The 18,357-nt window shown below is 73.7% G+C and carries 16 protein-coding genes; 9 read left to right on the plus strand and 7 right to left on the minus strand.

Going from position 1 to position 18,357, the window contains the following annotated elements:
- Nucleotides 1-26: 26 nt before the first annotated feature.
- The gene (locus RLT57_RS13035) at nt 27-395 is read right to left on the minus strand and encodes a hypothetical protein (protein ID WP_311297558.1); all 369 of its coding nucleotides are present in this window, start codon (nt 393-395) and stop codon (nt 27-29) included.
- A 190-nt stretch (nt 396-585) separates the two neighbouring features.
- On the opposite strand from RLT57_RS13035, the gene RLT57_RS13040 reads away from it, so the two are divergent.
- Entirely contained in the window at nt 586-2,196 is a 1,611-nt protein-coding gene (locus RLT57_RS13040; RefSeq protein WP_311297559.1) for an APC family permease, read from the plus strand.
- 466 nt (nt 2,197-2,662) lie between these two features.
- On the opposite strand, the gene RLT57_RS13045 is transcribed toward RLT57_RS13040, so the two are convergent.
- Nucleotides 2,663-3,505, minus strand: a complete 843-nt coding sequence (locus RLT57_RS13045) for an NAD(P)H-binding protein (protein ID WP_311297560.1) — start codon at nt 3,503-3,505, stop codon at nt 2,663-2,665.
- Nucleotides 3,506-4,068: 563 nt separating this feature from the next.
- Here RLT57_RS13045 and RLT57_RS13050 point away from each other — a divergent pair.
- The 7 genes from RLT57_RS13050 to RLT57_RS13080 are packed head-to-tail and all read left to right on the plus strand — an operon-like array spanning nt 4,069 to nt 12,972.
- Nucleotides 4,069-5,277: an AfsA-related hotdog domain-containing protein gene (locus RLT57_RS13050; RefSeq protein ID WP_311297561.1), complete on the plus strand. Its 1,209-nt coding sequence runs from the start codon at nt 4,069-4,071 to the stop codon at nt 5,275-5,277.
- Nucleotides 5,274-5,915 carry a methyltransferase family protein gene (locus tag RLT57_RS13055; protein ID WP_311297562.1) on the plus strand — a complete coding sequence of 214 codons (642 nt, stop codon included), beginning with the start codon at nt 5,274-5,276 and terminating at the stop codon, nt 5,913-5,915. The genes RLT57_RS13050 and RLT57_RS13055 overlap by 4 nt, the downstream gene beginning before the upstream one ends.
- Nucleotides 5,916-5,917: 2 nt before the next feature.
- Entirely contained in the window at nt 5,918-8,896 is a 2,979-nt protein-coding gene (locus RLT57_RS13060; protein ID WP_311300693.1) for a PEP/pyruvate-binding domain-containing protein, read from the plus strand.
- 2 nt (nt 8,897-8,898) lie between these two features.
- Nucleotides 8,899-9,984, plus strand: a complete 1,086-nt coding sequence (locus tag RLT57_RS13065; RefSeq protein WP_311297563.1) for a ketoacyl-ACP synthase III family protein — start codon at nt 8,899-8,901, stop codon at nt 9,982-9,984.
- Nucleotides 9,981-10,511, plus strand: a complete 531-nt coding sequence (locus tag RLT57_RS13070; RefSeq protein ID WP_311297564.1) for a nuclear transport factor 2 family protein — start codon at nt 9,981-9,983, stop codon at nt 10,509-10,511. The genes RLT57_RS13065 and RLT57_RS13070 overlap by 4 nt, the downstream gene beginning before the upstream one ends.
- Nucleotides 10,508-12,094 carry a cytochrome P450 gene (locus RLT57_RS13075; RefSeq protein ID WP_311297565.1) on the plus strand — a complete coding sequence of 529 codons (1,587 nt, stop codon included), beginning with the start codon at nt 10,508-10,510 and terminating at the stop codon, nt 12,092-12,094. Before RLT57_RS13070 ends, RLT57_RS13075 begins: the two co-directional genes overlap by 4 nt.
- On the plus strand, nt 12,091-12,972 hold the full coding sequence (locus RLT57_RS13080; RefSeq protein WP_311297566.1) for a hypothetical protein: 882 nt from the start codon (nt 12,091-12,093) through the stop codon (nt 12,970-12,972). The genes RLT57_RS13075 and RLT57_RS13080 overlap by 4 nt, the downstream gene beginning before the upstream one ends.
- Nucleotides 12,973-13,030: 58 nt before the next feature.
- Here RLT57_RS13080 and RLT57_RS13085 read toward each other — a convergent pair whose 3' ends face one another.
- The 3 genes from RLT57_RS13085 to RLT57_RS13095 form a co-directional block, all read right to left on the minus strand.
- Nucleotides 13,031-13,228, minus strand: coding sequence for a CsbD family protein (locus RLT57_RS13085; protein WP_311297567.1), 198 nt, complete (start codon nt 13,226-13,228; stop codon nt 13,031-13,033).
- Nucleotides 13,229-13,414: 186 nt separating this feature from the next.
- Nucleotides 13,415-14,356, minus strand: coding sequence for an ADP-ribosylglycohydrolase family protein (locus RLT57_RS13090; protein WP_311297568.1), 942 nt, complete (start codon nt 14,354-14,356; stop codon nt 13,415-13,417).
- Nucleotides 14,357-14,365: 9 nt separating this feature from the next.
- Nucleotides 14,366-15,610, minus strand: coding sequence for a damage-control phosphatase ARMT1 family protein (locus RLT57_RS13095; protein ID WP_311297569.1), 1,245 nt, complete (start codon nt 15,608-15,610; stop codon nt 14,366-14,368).
- A 1,028-nt stretch (nt 15,611-16,638) separates the two neighbouring features.
- Here RLT57_RS13095 and RLT57_RS13100 point away from each other — a divergent pair.
- A complete protein-coding gene (locus tag RLT57_RS13100; RefSeq protein WP_311300694.1) occupies nt 16,639-17,217 on the plus strand; it encodes a histone deacetylase in 579 nt (192 codons plus the stop codon).
- 25 nt (nt 17,218-17,242) lie between these two features.
- On the opposite strand, the gene RLT57_RS13105 is transcribed toward RLT57_RS13100, so the two are convergent.
- Both RLT57_RS13105 and RLT57_RS13110 read right to left on the minus strand, forming a co-directional pair.
- Nucleotides 17,243-17,599, minus strand: a complete 357-nt coding sequence (locus tag RLT57_RS13105; protein WP_311297570.1) for a DUF952 domain-containing protein — start codon at nt 17,597-17,599, stop codon at nt 17,243-17,245.
- A 103-nt stretch (nt 17,600-17,702) separates the two neighbouring features.
- Nucleotides 17,703-18,296, minus strand: a complete 594-nt coding sequence (locus RLT57_RS13110; RefSeq protein ID WP_311297571.1) for a GNAT family N-acetyltransferase — start codon at nt 18,294-18,296, stop codon at nt 17,703-17,705.
- Nucleotides 18,297-18,357 lie beyond the last annotated feature (61 nt).

Raw genomic sequence — 18,357 nt, forward strand, 5'->3', positions numbered from 1 at the left:
CCCTTGGCGTTCCGAGCGTGGCCTGCTCAGCTCTCATCTGGGTCGATCAGGGGGGCCGGTGCGCCGGTCCCGCCGGTGATCGTGATCGTGACCGGGCCGACCTGGATCGTGGTGACGTCGCCCGAGGTCACCGCGATCGGGTCCTCCGTCGCGACGTCGCGGCCGAACCGGTTGTGCACCCATCCCCTGACCGCCACACCGAGGGCGAAGAGGTCCGCGGTCGCGCTGATCGCCGCGAAGAGTTCCTCCACCTGCGCTCCGAGGTGGTCGCCGGTTCCCGAGTCCGGGTCCTTGAAGGCGAGTTGCAGGTTGGGATCCGCCTTCGGCAGCCATTCCCGGAGCGACTGGAGGTCTTGAGTCCGGTTCGTACCGGCGCAGTTGAACGTGACGTCCACCGTGTCTCCGGGCGCTTCAGACGATTTGCCGATGGCTCCAGAGTACTGGTGACCGCGATGATGGGAAGGGAGAATCGCGATGATCCGATCGGTGCCATTGTCGGATTGCCGGAATGACGTGGACGGTCCCGGCGCTGTTCCGGTCGGCGCCGTCCGTACGCTTCGCAGGGGGATTCACGGGGGGATACGTATGACGACGACGGCACGATTATCCAAGGACGGGATGTCCGAGGACCGACATCTCAAGCGTGAACTGGGCTTCTGGCACCTGACCGGCATCTCCCTGGGCGGTGTCATCGGTTCCGGCTGGCTGCTGGCACCGATGAAGGTGGCACACACCGCGGGACCGGCCGGTGTCCTATCCTGGGCCGTCGGCGGACTGGTCCTGGTCCTGATGTCCCTGGTCCTGGTGGAACTCGGCGCCTCCGTACCGCTGTCCGGCGGCCTGGTGCGCTGGCCCTTCCACGGCTCCGGGCGGCTCGTCGGGACGCTGGCGGGCTGGAGCATCTGGGTCGCCTACGCCATCAACCCGCCGAGCGAGGCGGCGGCGATGGTGCAGTACCTGAGCCCGCACGTGCGCGGCCTGCCGCTCTACCGGTCGAACCGGCTGACCACGCCGGGCATGCTGTTCTGCTTCCTCATCATGGTCGCCTTCGTGGTGGTGAACTGGTACGGGGTGCGGCTGTTCGCGCGGGTCAATCTGGCCCTCACCATAGGCAAGTTCGTCTTCCCGGTATTGACCGCCGCGGCGCTGTTCGCCTCCGGGTTCCACCCGCACAATCTCACCGCGCACCACGGCCCGTCCCCGTTCGGGTACGACCCGACGCTCACCGCGATCACCACCAGCGGGGTCTTCTTCGCCTACACCGGATTCCAGGGACCGCTCGACCTCGCCGGCGAGGCGAAAAACGCCAAGCGGGACGTTCCGCGGGCGGTGGTCGCCGCCCTGGTGCTGGCGATGCTGGTGTACACGGCGCTGCAGATCGCCTACATCGGCGCCGTACCGCTGGGCGCGGCCGGCTGGCACGGCATCGACACCAACTCGACGTTCGTGCAGGTCGCCACCAACCTCAACATCGCCTGGATCCTCATCATGCTCCAGGTGGGCGCCGTCGTCTCCCCGGGCGGCTCTTCGATGGTCTACACCGCCGAGAGCAGCCGGTCGGTGTACGCGATGGGCCTCAACTCGCTGCTGCCGACCGTCATCGCCAAGGTCGACCGCAGATCCGGGATCCCGCGCCGGGCGCTGGTGGTGAACACCGCCATCGGCGGGGTGTTCCTGTTCACCCTGCAGAAGTGGTCGAGCATGGTGGCCGTGGCGAGCGCGCTGACCCTCATCGGCTACTCGCTCAGCCTGATCGCCGAGCAGGCGATCCGCCGCCGCTACCCCCAGTTGATGGCCGGCTGGGTGCGCGGCACCCGGATCATCGCGCCGGCGAGCTTCGTCATCACCACGGTGATCTTCTACCGGTCCGGCTGGTCCCATGTGCGGATCGCCGTCCTGGTGCTGCTGGCGGCCGCGCTCCTCGGCTACGGCTGGGAGTGGGTCAACCACAAGTCCGGCAAGCGCGACCTGGCGTCGGGCTGGTGGCTGATCGCCTACCTGGCCGCGCTGTCGGCGCTCTCCAAGGTCGGGAACTACGGCGGCCTGCGCGCCCACGCGCTGCCGATCCCGGTCGACTCGCTGCTCGCCGCGCTGATCGGTCTGGCCGGCTACTGGTTCGGTTTGCGCGGGGCGCTGCGGCACCTGCGCGGAGGCGAGCCGCTGCTCGAAGAACTCGACACGCTGCGGAAGCGCTGACAACCCCGGGGCCGTAATCCCCCGGGGGCTTTCCCGGGAATTCACCGCAACGGGCACCTACCGCGCCCGGGAAACGCCCGGACCCGGCTGGTCGGCGGCGCTCCGGCATCCCGGTGCGAATCCGTGCGACGGCCTGACGGAAAACCGCCCGGCCGGGCCGGGGAATGCTCCGGTCATCCCCGCCGGCCGTTCCGGTGTGCCGTTCCGTACGCCATTGCACACCCCGTCACAAGCACTATGACGCCGCCCCCGCGGGTGGTCGACCCGGGTTCCGGCGACCCGTCGGAAACGCTCCGCCCGGGGCCGTTGATCCGCGCGATCGGGCACCCGCGGAAGCCGTCGGCGCTTTCCCCGGCCGTACGGTTCTCCCCCGCTGATCCCGGCCTTTCCCCCTTGCCTTTCCGAGCCGGTCGCCGCATTCCGGCCCCGTGCCGCGCCGTACCCCGGACGGTGTCGGACGCGGGCGTCACAGAAAAGCGGCGCGGTGGCTCGCGGCCCAGTCCCGGAAGGAACGCGGGGGGCGGCCGGTGAGATCGGTGACGGTGCGGGTGACGGTGGCTTTGTGGCCGAGGGACTGCCGGCGGGCGCTGCGCAGGAGGGCGTCGACCACCGGGGCGGGGTAGCGGGCGGCCCACTGGGCGGCGGCTTGGGCGAAGGTGAGTTCCTCGAAGGCCAGCGGGCGGCCGAGGACGTCGGCGAGCCGGGCGGTCTGGTCGGCGGCCGTGAGGGCTTCGGGACCGGTGAGGGCGTAGACCCGCCCGGCGTGGCCGGGGGTGGTGAGGGCGCGGACGGCGACCTCGGCGATGTCGCGGGGGTCGACGCAGGCGTTGGCGGCGGCGGCGTGCAGGGACCGTACGACGCCCTCTGCGCGGATCGACGGCGCCCAGGCCAGTGTGTTCGACATGAAGGAGCGCGGGCGCAGGAAGGTCCAGTCGACGCCGGAGCCGCGGATCGTGCGCTCGGCGGCGCGCTGCCACTCGGTGATCAGGTCGTCCGCGTCCTCCTCGCCGGCCGCGTACGACGAGAGCTTCACGACGTGGCGTACGCCGGCCCGGACCGCCGCCGCCATGAAGCGGTCGTCGTCCGGACTGCCCGGATCGGTGGTCACCAGGAAGGCCGCCCGGATCCCCTTGAGGGCCCGCAGCAGCCCGTCGCGGTCGGCGTACGCGGCCTCGGCGACCTCGACGCGGGGGCCGGTGACGGTGAGCCGGGCGCGGTCCCTGACGAGCACCCGTACCGGTCCGGCAGCCGCCAGCAACCGCGCCACCTCCCCGCCTGTCACGCCCGTCGCACCCGTTACCAGAATCACCGCGGACTTCCTCTCATAAGGGTCGACCGGGTGGCAAAGTGCCGCCTGCGGCGCGACCGGGTGGGTAAGACGGTAACCGGCTGATGGACGGCCGAGGGCAAGCAGGGAGATGGAATCGTAACCGTTCACGATTTACCGGCGAATGGCGGCCGGGCTATGGTCTGTTCCTGTACCCGGTAGGGGAAGCCGGGCCACGGGGAGGGGTGAATTCGTCGCCGAACGGGACCGTTGACTACCAGTCGGGCATGCTCAAGAGCGTGTGAGCAGGTAGCGGAGTCTTCCCGCTTCCAGGTGGAACGAAGCGTCACCAGTACGGATCCGCGCGCCATTACCCAAGTGCGGCGATCCGGTCAGTCGCGCCGGCCAAACGCTTCGGCGCGCCCGAAGAACGACCCATAGGGGTTTATCGCGGCCGGACCCTGCTCTCCGGTCCGCTGTCCGGCCATGCGGTCCGCATTTCATGCCCGCCTTCCCCGGGACCGCTCGGCCGAAACACCACGGAACACCTAGTTCGGTACGGAAGCGCATTGCCTGTATTCGCCTCGACGCGAAGGAGCTGGTAAATGATGCAAGCCGGTAGAGCCGGGCACGTCCCGCACCAGGACCACGACGGTCCGCTCCATCCGCTGGTGCCGCTGCCCGGCGCGGACGAGTGGCTGACCGATCTGTGCGTGGACCAGACCGACCCCTTCTTCTTCGACCATCCACTGGACCATGTGCCCGGCATGCTGCTGGTGTGTGCCATGGCCGAGACGGTGCGCGGCCTGGACGGGCTGCCCGCGAGCAGCCGGGTCAAGGCGGTGGTGAACTTCCGGGCGATGCCCGAACTCAGGCCGGAGCTGGCGCTGCTGGCGGGACCGGCGCAGGAGGGCCGGCGCGGGTTACGAGTCCTCCAGGGGACGTCGGTGGTGGCCGACGGGTCGGTGGTGGTGCTGTCCAGGGCGCGGGGCGGGTGGGAGGCCGAGCCGCCGTCGGGGGCCGCGCCGGGGGCAGCAGCCGGTGCGGCGGGCGGGTCGGCGGGCGGGTCGGGGGCGGGAGCCGGGACCGGGACCGGGACGGAGCCGGCGGGCGGGTCGGGGGCGGTGGCACGGGCGGAGGAGGTGCCCACCGGCTCCGCCGACCCTGCCGGCGCCCGCGGCGTGCACGGCACCCGCGGCGGCCACGACGACACCGGGGACCAGGCGCGCGCCACGCTCGTCCACCGTACGAGACCCGAGAACGTCATGATCGGCGAACCCGCCACCGTGGAAGCCGGGATCACCGCCGCGGTGCTGCTGCCGCCCCCGGGACACGCCTTACGCGGTCCGCACCCCGGCTCCCGCCCGGTGGAGGCCCTCATCGAGGCCGGCCGCCAGCTGTCCGTGTGGCTGTCGCACCGGCTGGGCGGCTGGCCGCCGGACACCCGGATCCTGTGGCTCAAGCTCACCGCCGATCTGCCGGCCGCGCTGCCGAGTTCACTGCGGGTGGCGCTGCACTGGCAGTCCGGGCACATCCCCGACGACCGGGCCAGGGTCCGCTTCGACGTGATCGCCGGCGGCGGGGTGAAGGTCGGCTCGCTGGTCTACGTCAGCAAGGCGATGCGGCCGGCGGAGTACGCCCGCTTCCGGGCCGAGGCGCAGATCGAGGCGCGGGCCGGCGGCCGCGTCGGCGACCGGACCCACGTCCGGCCGCAGGCGCCGGCCGAGCCCCCCGCGCGGGTTTCCGCACCGGCCCCGGTGCAGACCCCCGCGCAGGCCCCGGTACAGCCGAACCCGTACCGGAGCGCGGTATGAACCAGCGCCTGGTCGTCACGGCGCTCCGCGCCCTCCTGCCGCTCACCGTCACGGTGTTCACCGCCGCCATCGCGTGGCTGGCCTTCTCCTCCGGCCGGTCCCCGCACGCCGCCGCCGCGGCGTTCGCCTTCGCCTACCTGCTGTGGATCCTCGCCGAGGCGCGCATCACCGTCCGGCACCCCTCGCAGACGGCCGCCGAGAACAGCACCCTTCTGCCGTACGCCCTCAGCCGGGCCGGGACCGGCATGGCCGCGGTGCTGTGGCCGCTGCCGTGGGCCGGCTGGTCACCGTGGCAGATCGCGCCCATGGCCGTGTTCGCCGGCGCGGTCGCGCTGCGCCTGACGGCCATCCGCACCCTGGGCCGCTTCTACTCGCACCACGTGGTCCGCTACTCCGACCACTCCGTCGTCACCACCGGCCCGTACCGCTTCGTGCGCCACCCGGCCTACACCGGGATGCTGTTGGCCAACGCGGCCTTCGTGGCGTTCTTCCTCAACCCGTTGAGCGTGCTGCTGTTCGTCGCGCTGTGCGGCTTCGTCACCTGGCGCATCCACGTCGAGGAACGGGTCCTGTGGGCCGTCCCCGGCTATGCCGGCTACGCCAGCGGGCGGGCCCGTCTCGTCCCTGGAGTGTGGTGAGCATGGAACTCCTGCTGCGAGGACCTGAGTCGAACGACCCGACGCAGGTCGGCCACAAGTTCGCCCGGCAGTACGAGATGCGCCGCGCCGGACTGCCGGTGCCCTCGTTCTTCTGCCTGTCCGCGGCGGCCTTCGAAGCCTGCGTGCCGTCCGCCGCCGGCTTCCCCGGACCGGCCGCGCCCACCGCGGAACTGGCCGCCTGGGCCGTCTCGGTCCGCGAGCAGGTCCGCGCCGGCGGGGTGCCGGGAGACCTGGCCGCCCGGGTCCGCGCCGAACTGGCCGGTCAGGAGGGCCTGTTCGCGGTCCGGGCCTGTGTGGCGGCGGCGCCGGACGGCGCGGGCGAGGACAGCGCCGACGACCCGTTCGCCGGTCTGTCGGACAGCTTCCTGTACGTGGACCGCGACACCGTGGCGGCCCGGATCGCGGACTGCTGGGCGTCCGCGTACAACCCCGAGGCGGTGCTGTACCGGGTCCGCAGGGGCGTGGACCCCACGGCGGTACGGGTCGCCGTCGGCGTGCAGCACATGGTGCCGGGCGTCCGGTCGTTCGTGGTGTTCACCCGCGACCCGCGCACCGGCGCCGACCGGCGGGTGATCGCCGCCGCGCACGGCATCGGCGAAGGCGTCGTGCAGGAGAAGGCGGACATCGACCACTTCTTCGTGGACGGCCCGACCGGCGCGATCGAGGTCCGGCCGGTCGTCAAGTCCGTGATGATCGGCCTGGACCAGGACCGGCCCACCGCCGGTCCCACCACGCTCCCGGTGCCCGCCGGACTCGCGGACGCGCCGGTGCTGACCGACGCCGACGTGCTGCGGGTCTGCGCCCTCGCCGCCGAGACCGAGCGACTCTTCGGCGGGCCGCAGGACGTCGAGGGCACCATCACGGACGGCGGCGAGGTCTTCCTGGTGCAGGCCAGGCCCGTCGTGGCGGTGGACACCCGGACCGGGCCACCACCGCGGGCCCGGCGGCCGTCCGGGGCGGCCGTGCCGACCGGCGCCCCGTGGTCGGCGGACGCGCAGGAGATGGGCGCGCAGGCGGGTGCCCGGTCGGCGGGCGCGCAGGCGGCCGGGACGCAGGCGGCGGGCGCGCGGCCGACCGGTCCGCGGATCCCGTGGACCAACCACAACCTCACCGAGAGTTTCCCGGGCCTGACCAGCCCGTTGACGTATTCCCAGGCGCGCGTCTTCTACCGGATGGGCTTCACCGACTTCTACCGGCGGCTCGGCGTGAGCCCCCGCTCGCTGCGCCGCAACCAGCACCATCTCAGCCGGATGATCGGTTACTTGGACGGCCGGGTGTACTACCGTCTGGACGCCTGGTTCACCCTGCACGCGCAGATCCCCGGCTTCGCCCTGATGCGGCCGATGTGGGAACGCTCGCTCGGACTGACCGAACGCGCCGGCCCGCCGCGGCCGGCGGCGTCCAGGACATGGCCGGGCGTGCTGGCGGCGACGCCGCGGCTCGCCTGGACGTGTGCGGCCCACCCCTGGCGGCTGCGCCGGTTCCTGCGCTGGTGGGACGGCCTGATGGCCGACTCCGCCGCGTTCGGCGACCGTACGGACGACGAACTCGTCGCCCGCTACCGGTCCCTGTGGGCACAGGCGGCGCAGCGGTGGGGCGTCACCATGGTGTCGAGCTACTTCGCGCTCGGCGCCCTGACCCTCGCCGACGCCCTGCTCAAGCGCTGGGTCCCGGACGGCGCCGCACTGCTGCCCCGGCTGCTGGCCGGCGGGAAGCCGAACCGCACGCTGGCGTCCGTCCGTTCGGCCATCGCGCTGGCCGAACGCGTCGGTGCGCGGCCCGCGTTGCGGACCGCCGTACTGGAGCGGCCCGAGCGCGAGGTCTGGGCGGAGATCACCGCGGGCCGCCACGGCGCCGACGTGGCCGAGGAGTTCGGCCGGCACCTGGCCACGTACGGCGACCGCGCGCTGCACGACCTGAAGCTGGAGGTGCTCACCCCGCGCCAGGAGCCCTGGCGGATCCTGACCACCCTGCGGCCGTTCGTCATCCAGGGGCTGACCGTCGAGGCGAACGTCGCCGCCGGGGCGGGCGCGCGCCGGCAGGCCGGGCAGGCGCTGCGGGAAGCATGCCCCAACCCGCTGCGGCGGGTGGTGCTGGGCACCTTGCTGGCGTCGCTGCGGGCCGGCGTCAAGGCCCGGGAGGACACCCGGTTCTGCCGCAGCCAGTTGTACGGCGTCTCCCGGGACGTGCTGTGGCGGCTGGCCGACCGGCTGGTCACGGCCGGGGTGCTGGACGGGGCCGCCGACATCGTGCACCTGCAAGTGGAAGAGGTGCTGGGCGCGTTCGACGGCACACTGCCCGAGACCGACCTGCGGGCGGTGGTGTCGCGGCGCAAGGCCGAGTCGGCGGGGTACGCCGATCGCCCGGACCTGCCCGCGTACTTCACCCTGCCGGCCGGCGTGCCGGTCGCGGTCGCGCTGGCCGAACAACATGTCACCACCACGGACGGCGAGTTGGCGCAGGACGGGGTGCTGCGCGGCCTGGCGTCCAGCAGCGGGAAGGTGCGGGCCCGAGCGCTGGTGGTCGAGGACGCCTCGGTGTCGCCGCAGTCGTGCGTGGACCGGGTGCTCGTCGCCAAGGAGACCGACCCGGGCTGGCTGGCACTGATGATGGCCGCGAAGGGCATGGTCGTCGAGCGCGGCAGCCTCGTCTCGCACACCGCGATCAGCGGCCGGCTGCTGGGCATTCCGACCGTGGTCGCGGTGCCCCACGCCATGACCCTGATCCCGGACGGCAGTTGGGTGGAGCTGGACGGCGACGCCGGAACGGTCCGCCTGCTGTCCGGCCCCGGCCCGGAGGACTCGGCCGACGGCTCGCCCGACGAACCGGCGGCGGGATCACCCGGCGGCACGGACGCCGGACCGCCCCGAACCGCGGCCGTCGACCTGCCCGTCGGCTCGACCGGCAGTCCGCTCGGCGGTTCGCTCGGCGGATCACTTCACGCTTCGGAGGACACGTAGCCATGCGGGTGGACAACCTGTACATCGCCGGGCTGGGGAGTTACGTGCCCGAGCCGTTCCCGGCGGAACGCGCCGTCGCCATGGGCCTGTACGACGAGGCCGAGTGGCGGGGCAGCGGCTGGACCGGTGCGGCCGTCGCCGGGAACATCTCGGCACCGGAGATGGCGGTGGCCGCCGGCCGCCGGGCGCTGGCCCGCTCCGGCCACCCGGCGACCGACATCGCCCTGGTACTGCACGCCTCGCTGCACGAACAGGGCCCGGAGATGTGGACCCCCCACCAGTACGTGCTGCGGCACGTACTCGGCACCGAGGTACCGGCGTTGGAGGTCAGTCAGGGCTGCAACGCCGCCCTCGGCGCGATGGAACTCGCCCACGGCTACCTCGGCTGCGACCCCGGCCGGGTCGCCGCGCTGGTGACCGCGGGCGAGAACTTCGGTACGCCGCGGCTGGACCGCTGGCGCTACCAGGCGGGCGCGAACACCAACCGGGGCTCGATCGTGGGTGACGCGGGCAGCGCGGTCGTGGTGTCCACCCGGGCCGGCTTCGCCCGGGTCAGGGCGATGAACTCGGCCTCCCTGCCGGACCTTGAGGAGATGAACCGCCCGGCGGGCCCGCTGTTCCCGCCGATGACCACCCGCGAGGGGCCGATCGACATGGTCGGCCGGCTCCTCGGCTACGCCCGCCGGGACCCCGCGGGCGCGGCGGCGGCGAAGAAGTCCGTCGCGGACGCGCGGGTCGAACTCGGCCTGCGCACCATCGCCGAGGCCGGCATCACCCCGGCCGAGATCACCCGGGCCACCCACGTGCTGTCCGGCGGCGAGGAGTACATCCGCAGCGTGCTGGCGCCCATGGGCATCGACCCGGGCAGGGGGATGCTCGCGTTCGGCCGCGCCCTGGGCCACATGACCACCAGCGACCACCTGGCCGCCCTCACCCACCTGGTCGAGACCCGCCAGGTCGGCGTCGGCGACCACGTCCTGATGATCGGCAACAGCGTCGGGGTCTCCCTCTTCGCCGCGGTCGTCGAGATCACCGAACTGCCGTCCTGGGCCACCGGAAGCCCGCAACCGTACGAGGAGCGCGTATGAACATCCAGGAGCCGCAGGCCGCCGAACCGGTCGGCGGGGAAGCGGGTGCTCGGAACCCGGGCGCCTCGGAACCGGGCCACCGGGCGCCGGACGAGCGGGAGTCGGACGAGCGGGAGTCGGACCAGCGGGAGTCGGTCGTCCAGAGGTGGACCGCGGCACTCGAGGCGCGGTGGCGGGACCGCGACCCGGAGCGGATCGCCGCGCTGTTCACCGAGCAGGCCGTGTACCACCAGGGCCCGTTCGGCGCCTCCGTCGTCGGGCGGGAGGCGATCGCGGAGCACTGGCGGAAGACGCTGTCGCGGCAGCGGGACCCGCTGATCTGGTTCGGCGCCCCGATCGTCTCCGGCCGCCGGGCGTCCGTGGAGTGGTGGTGCGTCCTGCACGACCCGGTCACCGGTACGCCCCGCAACGCCGCCGGCGCGCTGGCGCTGCGCTTCACCGACGACGGGCTGTGCACGCACTTCCACGAGTACTTCCACGCGGCGCAGGACAGCGCGCTCACGCCCGCCGAGGGGTGGTGGGGATGACCGATGCCCTGACACGGCGTCAGGTCCCCACGGCCGCCGGAACACCGACCGGCCTGCCCGCCGGGACGACCGGAACCGACAGGTCCGACAACGCCGACAGGTCCGACAACGCCGGCGAGCCCGACGACGCGGCGGCGGCCGACGCGGCGGCCGACGCGGGGCTCGCCGCGGGGATCGCCGCCAACCGGCCGTCGCCCGCCGCCGGTCGCCCGCACTTCCCGTTCCCCGACCGGCCCGGTGTCAGCCTGGACGCGGAGTACCTGGCGCGGTTCCGGGCCGCGCCGCTGGTCCCGGTACGACTGGCCGGCGAGCGGGACGCGCTGCTGGTCACCGGTTACGCCGACGTCAGGACCGTGCTGGCGGATCCGCGTTTCAGCCGGGAGGCATGGGCCAACGGCACGCTGTTCGCCCGCAAGTCGACCGCCCTCGCGCTGGCCGTCAGCGACGCGCCCACCCACACCCGGCGCCGTAGCGCGGTCCAGGCCCGGTTCACCCACCGCCGGGCGGAGGAGGACCGGCCGCGCATCGCCGCGATCGCCGAGGAGCTGCTGGACCGGATCGTGGCCGCCGGCCGAACCGTCGACCTGATCGCCGAGTTCACCACGCCGTTCCCGTACCGGGTGATCTGCGACATGCTCGGGGTGCCGGTCGCCGATCTCGACCGGCTGCTGCCGTCGGTGACCGTCATGATGTCCTTCGGCGGCAGGTTCCCCGCCGACGAGGTCGCCGCCGCGCACAAGGTCATGTACGACTACTTCTTCGCGCAGGTGGCGCTGCGGCGACAGGCGGTCGCGGCGGGCACGCCCGGCCCGGATCTGCTGACCTCGCTGCTGACCGCGCCGCAGGAGAGCCGGCTCAGCGACGAGGAGATCGTGGTCTTCGGCTTCGGCCTGCTGATGGCCGGCGGCGAGACCACCGCCTCCCACCTGGCGATGTGCGTACTGCAGGTGCTGCGGACACCGGGACTCGCCGACAGGCTGCGCCGCGATCCCTCGGCGATCCCGGCCGCCGTCGAGGAGCTGCTGCGCTGGGTGTGGTTCGCCGGCACCGGCGGCCAGCCGCATGTCACTCTGGACGAGGTGGAGTTGGCGGGTACGGTACTCGGCCCCAACCAGGTCGTCATCCCGCTCACCGACGCGGCGAACCGGGACGGGCAGGTGTTCGCCGACGCCGACGCGTTCAGCCCCGACCGAACCCCCAACCCGCATCTCGGCTTCGGCCACGGCCGGCACATGTGCCTGGGCGCCGCCCACGCCCGGGTGGAACTGCAGGAGGGTCTGGCCGCGGTCCTGCGCCGTCTGGACGACCTCGAACTGGCCGTCGGGGAAGGGGAGACGCCCGGCGCGCCCGGCCGTCAGGAGGATCCGGTCCCCGGGACCAACCCGGTCACCGGAGCTCCCGCCGCCGCGAGCTGGGCGTCCGCCCCCGGGACCCCTGCTCCCGGGACCCCCGTTCCCGGGGCGCCCGACCCCGCCCCACGGCCCGGCGGGCCGGCGGGCCGACTTGACTGGCGCGACCGGATGTTCATGCGCGGCGTGTGGCGGCTGCCGGTACGGTGGCGAGCCCCCGGAGCCGCCAAGTGATCGTCCGCTGGGCCCGTTTCGTGGCCGGCAGCTACCCGCCGGTGATCTCCGTGCTGTTCGCCTTCGCCTGGGCCTACGGAGTCACCGGGCTGTTCGCCGCCGTCCAGCCGGGCAGTCCCCCCTGGCGGCCGGGCGCGGGCACCGCCGTCTCCGCCGTCACCCTCACCGTCACGCTGCTGCTGATGCGGGCGGTGGACGACATCCGCGACCTGGAGTACGACCGCGGGTTCAATCCCAAGAGGCCGCTGGCCAGGGGCGCGGTGCGCGTCCGCGACCTGCTCGTCCTGTACGCGGCCGGGTCCGTACTGGTTCTGGCGATCAACTCCCGGAGTCCGGCCGCCCTTGCCGTTCTCGCCGGTCAACTCGCCTACTGCCTGGTTGTGCTGGCCGTCGACCACTGGCTGCGCTGGCCGCCGGGCGACAACCTGCCGCTGAGCCTGCTGGTCAGCTCCCCGGCCCAACTCCTGCTGCACGTCTACCTCTACGCCCGCTATCTGGACGGCTCCGGGCGCGCCCCGGACCACCGCGCGGTGCTCGCGATCGTGATCACCGTACTCGCCACCGCCCACCTGGAGTTCGCCAAGAAGGTCACCCGGCAGCCGCGGCCGGGCGAGCGCAGCTACGTCGACGCCCTCGGCTTCCCCGCCACGGTCGGTATCGCCCTGACCGCACCGGTCGTTTCCGTCGTCCTGCTGCTCGCCGGCGCGCGGGCCACCTCGGCGCTGGTGCCGCTGGCGGTCCTCCCGCTCGCGCTGCCCGCGCTGGCCGGCTGGCGCTTCTGGCGCACGCCCGCGACCCGTTGGCCTCCGGCGGCGCCCGCGTTCTACGTCCTGCTCACCTTCGCCTGCTACTTCGTGCTCGGTCTGAGCTACACCTGACCCCCGGGCCCTCGGCCGGTGACCGGCCGGGGGCCCGGGGCGCGCGGCCGTACGGACGTCAGTGGTGGTCGTCGTCGCGCTTGATCGACTCCATCGCGTCGTCCGCCTTGTCGCGCATGTCGCCCATGGCGTTCTTGGCGTCGCCCTTGAGCTGGTCGTTCTTCCCCTCCGTCGTCTTGCTCCGGTTGCCGGTCGCCTTGCCGGTCATTTCCTTCGCCTTGCCCTTGATCTTGTCCATCGCACCGTCGTCGCCCATGAGAACTCCCGGGGTTGTGGGGGGCTTACCTGGCCAACGTAAATCGCCGCCCGGCCCCCCGCCCGGCGAGCGCCGCTGGACGGGGCACGGAGCAGGTGGGGCAGGGGGTCGGCGGGGCGGGGAGCGGTGGGACAGGGCGGCAGGTCGGGGCAGCGGGCGGGCGCCCGACGGAGGTGGCGGCCCGAGCTACCCTTCCGGCCGCCGCCCGGCGGCCTCACCGGTGAACCACGGCGGAAGCGCCTCCACCGCCTGCCGCCACGCGGCCGGAATGCCCGCGGCGCCGACCCGCGCGGCGACGACGCCGCCGACGATCGCGCACGTCGTGTCCACGTCCCCGCCCGCGGACGAGCAGGCCCACAGCGCTTCCCCGTAGTCGTCCAGGTACCGGGCCGCGCACCACAGCGCGAACGGCACCGTGTCCACGGCGCTCACCTGGCTGCCGTTGCCGAGCCGGTGCGCGGCGAACCCGGCGTGCGGCTGCCCGAGCAGGCCCCTCGCCTCGACCACCCCGGCCCGTACCGCACCCGCCGGGGTGAACGCCGCGACCGTACGCAGCAGCTCCTCCCCGGCCGGCGGTCCCGTACGGCCCCGGACGGCCACCGCCGCCGCCACCGCCACGGCGACCGCGCCGGCCACCGCCTCGGGATGCGTATGGGTGACGGCGGCGGACCGGGCGGCCTCCTCGGCCGTACGCGGGAGGTCGGCCGCGAACCAGGCGCCGAGCGGGGCCACCCGCATCGCGGCGCCGTTGCCCCAGGATCCCCGGCCGTCGAACAGCCCGGCGGCCAGCTCCCGCCAGGACTCCCCCTGCCGGACCAGCCGCAGCAGCCGGTTCACCGCCGGGCCGTAGCCGCGGTCGACGTCGTGGTGCCGGGCGAAGGACTCGGCGAGCCGGTCCTGATCGAGGGCGCCGTCGCGCAGGAGGGTCAGGAGCAGCCCGCAGGCCATCTCGGTGTCATCGGTCCACGGCCACGGCGCCTCGGGCAGATGCCGTGCGCGCAGCGCGGGAAGGTTGCCGGGAACAAAGAACCGCGCGCCGAACGCGTCGCCCACGGCAAGCCCGTTGAGGCAGTCCCGGGCCGCGGCGGGTCCGTCGCCCGGCCGGGAGGGAAAGGTCTCGGAAGTCATCTGCCGCCATCATGCCGGGCCGGCGGGCCTCACCGCGACGGATTGCGCCGCCGGCTGCCTCAGTTGGATCACCGCGTGCGTCCCGGTCGTACGCCACGGCTCGCCGGTCCCGTCGAGCGCGGCCACCGTGCCGGGATCAAGGCCGGTGATCACATCGGACTTGAGGGTGCGTAGGGCGGCCAGGGCGGCGCCGGGGAAGTAAGCGGTGCGGTCGGCAAAGGGCGTTGTGGCGGGCCAGTGGCGATCCCCGACCAGGCGGCGGTAGTTGAGGTCGCCCTTGGCGAGGACGAGGGTGGCGCGGGCCAGCTCGTTACGCAGGTCGGCGGGCATGTCCGCGTAGGGCAGCGGCGCGCAGGAGAACGGATGCGCGCGGACCGACAGACGGCCGTCGGCCATCGCCTGCCAAAGCCGGCCGCCGACACGGCCCGCCCGGCCCTCGGCCTCGCCGATCCGGCGCAGGCAGTCGACGACGTCCGCGGTGGTCGCGTCGGAGACGAAGTACGGGTGCGGCTTGACGTGGAGCACGACGGTGGCGGCGCGCCCGGTGTGCAGCAGGTGGTCGATGAGGACCAGGTCGGCGATGAGCTCGCGTCCGGCGTTGTCGGCGAGCACGTACACCGTGCCGCCGGGTACCGCGTGCTTCCACAGCGGGTCGCCGTCGTCCACCAGCACGGACCGCACACCGGCCGGGCCCTGCCCCTGCTGCGCCCCCGCTCCCGCTCCCGCACCGGTGCTCGCGGTCTGGCCGGCGGTTGGGGCGGCGGTTGGGGCGGCGGCGGAGATGCGGAACCCCAGGTCGGCCCGGTTGCCCCAGAGCGACCCGTGCAGCACCGCCCGGTCCCGGGCGCCCGTCGGCAGACCGGTCAGCCCGTCCAGCGCGGCCAGCTCCTCCGCCACGGCCGAACCCCTCAGCTCGGCCCGCTTCGCGGGCCCGAAGGGATCGATACCCTGCCAGGGACCGGCACCGAAATACCCGACCGCGTCCAGCAGCCGCCAGTAGAAACAGCCCTCCGCCCACAGGAACGGCACCTCGAACCACGACCGGCCCGCGTACCCTTCGTCCCAGCCCTCCGGCACCGCCCCGATCGGCCCGCCTCCCGCGCTCTCCTCCAGCAGCACCTCAAGAGCCCGCCGCTGCCCCGGCCCGTACGGAAACGCGTCCCGAACCTGCCGGATGAGCGCAGGGTGCCGCTCGGTCAGCACGCCGCGGGCGAAGGAACCCGGTGTGGCGGTGACGACCGTTGCCGGTGCCATCAGCTCGGACCCTTCCCTCGCGCCGACGCCTCTACGGCAGCCGTCACCCTCGCGATCTGCCGCCCACCAACCGGGGCACCCGCGAGGGGACCCGTGGGCAGTTCCGGGAGCGCATCCGGAAAGAAGACACCAGCGGCGCCGGTCCCGCCCGCCGACCGGCCCAGCGCACCCCCCGCCCGCCCGGCCGTCCTGCCGTGCCGCCGGGCGGCTTCCAGCCCGGCACCTTCCCGCCTGGCAGCGACACGCCGGACGCCATCGCCTCGCGACCCTGGTGCTTCCCCGAGATGGTGACTACCGCTCGCTGAGCTCACCCGGCCAGCCTACGCGGCCGCCTCCCGGCCTCCCCGACCGTCGCAGCCGTCGCAACCGCCGCGTCGGCCAGGCGGTAGGCCCCTCCCACCCCGCCGTCGCCGGGCCGTCCGGTCAGGTCACCGGCCGCGGCCCGGTCACCGGTGCCAGACGCCCGATCACCGGTGCCCGATACCCGTTGCTCCACGAGCGCCGCCTTACGCCCGCGACGGACGTGGCCCCTCGCACTTCCGGCCAGGCGCTCCGCGCAGCAAGCCGCCCCTTCCCCCGGGGCCCGCCCGCTCCGGGGCCACCGCTCCTCGGTGAGTCCCGCGCATTTCACGGCCGGGGTCGCGCGATGGTAGTCCGGGAAGGCGCGCGGAACTGCGTGCTCGAGTGACGAAGGCGGGCGGACCGATGCGGTGGTCGGGTTGGGCGGTCGGCCCAGGCAGTATGGGCGGCACAGGCGGCACAGGCGGCCCGGACCGGCCGGGCTGGCCGGGCTGGCCGGGCTGGCCGGGAGGGGTGGGCCGCTCCGGAGAGGTGGGCCGGCCGTGCCAATCGGGGCCCACCGGTCACACTTCCCGGCCGGGCCGGGCCGATCCGCGCCCGGCAAACCCGCGCCCGGCCCAGGCGCCTGACCTCCCCCCTGCCGGCACGGCCTCCGCCCCGGATTCTCGGCTCCGGAGCGGCAGGTGACCCGTACCGAACATGTCTGGTACGCCTCCTACGGCTCCAACATGCACACCTCCCGACTGCGCTGCTATCTCGCCGGCGGCCGTCCACCAGGCGCTTCCCGCACTTACCCGGGCTGCCGCGACCCCCGGATGCCGCTGCGGTCGGTGGCCGTCGACCTGCCCGGCAGCGTCTACTTCGCCACCGAGTCCCCGGTCTGGACCGGCGGCCGCGCTTTCTACGACCCGGACGCGCCCGGCCGCGTCCTGGCCCGGGCCCACCTGGTGACCACCGCCCAGTTCGCCGACATCGCCGCCCAGGAGATGTACGCCCCGCCCGGCCACGACCTCGACCTCACCCAGGTCCTCACCGAGGGGCGCGCCCGCCTCGGCCCCGGCCGTTACGAGACGCTGGTCCGCCCCGGCGAGCTGGACGGCTTCCCCGTCCTCACCTTCACGGCGCCCTGGCTGATGGGCGACGTCAAGTGGACCCAGCCGTCCGCCGGCTACCTCCGTCACCTCGCCGCCGGCCTGCTCGAAGCGGGCGCCTGGGATCTGGCGTCCGTCGCCGCCTACCTCGCCGACCTCCCGGGCGCCGCCGGCCACTGGACGGCTGCGGAGGTACGGCTGCTCGTCGCGGACTGACCCGCGCGCCGGTTCCGCGCCGCGGCTACCGGGTCCCGACCGGCGGCCACGGCTCCACCGCACGGACCGCCGCCACGGGCAGCGGCCCGTAGATGTGCGGGTACTCGGGCGCCCCGGGGGCGGCCGGCTCATAGCGGACCGGGACGCCGAGCAGCGTGTCGTCGATCACCAGCACAACCAGCTCGACCCCGGCCGCCGGGTCGCGCCTCCCGTCGCGGTCGCCGTAGAGGAAGGCGGCCACGGCCGGGAGCTGGTGCCGTAGCGAGCAGTGGATGAAGCCCTCCTGCTGGAGGGTGCGCCCCCGGGTGGACCAGGTGTACGTACCGGCCGCGCGGGCCGCCTCCCACAGGGGCCGTTCGGTGAGGTGGAGCAGTTCCGCCATGGCCCCACGCTACGGGCTACGGTCGCGGCGCGGGACCGGGCGGCCGGGTGGGCGGCCGGGTGGGCGGCCAGGTGGGTGGTGCGCCCCGTGGCGCGGGTGGGCGTCAGGACCGGGGTTCGCGCCACATGGGCCACATGTGCGGGCCGTCGGGGAGGTCGACGGTCCGGCCCAGGAAGACGAACCCGAGCCGTTCGTAGAGGGCGCGGCTGCGGAGGCTGCTCGCTTCGAGGTAGGCGTGCAGTCCGTCACGGTCACAACGGGCCAGCACCCCGGCTATCAGCTCGGTACCCAGACCCTTCCCGTGCAGGTCGGGGTCGACACCTATCACCACCAGGTACTCGTGCGCGCGGTCCTTGGGATGTGCTTCGCCGGTGAGCCGGGCGATCTGCTCGATGCGTTCGTTGTCCGGGTCGATCGAGGCACGGAAACCCGCCGGGTCGTCGTCATCTCCATGCTCCCCCGCGGGTACCGACTGCCACACCGCGACCGCCGAACCGTCCTCGGCCAGGTCCACATACCCTCCCTCCGCGATCGCCATGTCGAAGAAGGCCCCCATCAAGGTGCCGTGGTCCCGCTCCAGCTGGTCCGGGTCGGGGAAGACCCAGCGGCTCACCGCGTCCGAGGCGAAAGCCCTGTGCAGCAGTTCGACTGCCGTGTCCCGGTCGCCCGCCCCGGCCCTCCGAATCGGCACGCCCATGTGTCCGCCCCGCCCTTCATGTCAGTTCACCCTGCACGTACGGCGGTTGCAGCCTAGACGG

The sequence above is a fragment of the Streptomyces sp. ITFR-21 genome (assembly GCF_031844685.1).
Classification (GTDB): Bacteria; Actinomycetota; Actinomycetes; order Streptomycetales; family Streptomycetaceae; genus Actinacidiphila.